Origin of the sequence: Limosilactobacillus equigenerosi DSM 18793 = JCM 14505, from assembly GCF_001311375.1 — a bacterium.
Lineage (GTDB): Bacteria > Bacillota > Bacilli > Lactobacillales > Lactobacillaceae > Limosilactobacillus > Limosilactobacillus equigenerosi.
The window spans coordinates 1-846 of record NZ_BBAS01000036.1 but is presented as its reverse complement, the minus strand read 5'-3'; the positions used below and the strand labels follow the sequence as shown (position 1 = coordinate 846).

Sequence of the window (846 nt, the reverse complement as noted above, 5' to 3'; positions counted from 1 at the left end):
AAAGTCCATGGATGTATGGGTCTCACCGATTGCGGGTGCTAACTTAAATCCTAACTCATTTGCCTTAGCCCAACGCTTTGGATATGATGGTGGTTACCGGACGAATAGTTTCCATGATGGACTTGACTTTGGTTCATATGATCACCCTGGTTCAACGGTTCAATCTGTACACGCTGGGACGGTAACACAAATTGGTTACATTCCTGGACTAGAATGGTATGTAACGGTTGATACTGGTGAATACTTAGTTGTTTACCAAGAAGCCTTTTCAAGTCGTTCCAATATTAATGTTACGGTTGGTCAAAAGGTTGAAGCTGGTACTAAGATTGGTACTCGGAATACTTCTCACTTACACTTAGGGATTACTCAGCAAAAGAACTTTAATGTTGCCTTGGCATCATCATTTAGTAATAATGGAACGTGGTTAAACCCGTTAGATTTTATTAAATAGTATATAATTGTATTAAAAACACTGTTTATTTTTGTATTAAACAGTGTTTTTAATTTGAAGAATTTATGCTATAATCTAATCTTGTTATTGCATATTCGAGGAGATTATGATGAAAGAAACAATTAAGTTATATAAAAGCGGTAAAATTTGGAAAACGGTGGCATTGACAGTGGCTACCGTAGTTGGAGCTTTGGCTACTACAACTTTAACTGGACAGGCCGATACAAATAATCAAGGGGTTACGCCAGTTGATAATTCAACGCAAGTGGCAACTGATAATACTTCCAATGAAGCTAATTCACAACCTCTTGAATCTAGCAGTAATAATTCAGTTAAGACTGGTTGGCAACAAGCTGCTGATAAGTCATGGACGTACTACAATAATGATGGAAAAT

The 846-nt window shown here is 37.0% G+C and carries 2 protein-coding genes; both read left to right on the top strand.

Annotated elements, in window-relative coordinates; all coding sequences use genetic code 11:
* The coding region (locus JCM14505_RS08510) for a M23 family metallopeptidase (protein WP_153011027.1) at positions 1-451 on the top strand (451 nt) is incomplete at its 5' end.
* A gap of 106 nt (positions 452-557) precedes the next feature.
* The coding region (locus JCM14505_RS08505; RefSeq protein WP_173571634.1) for a KxYKxGKxW signal peptide domain-containing protein at positions 558-846 on the top strand (289 nt) is incomplete at its 3' end.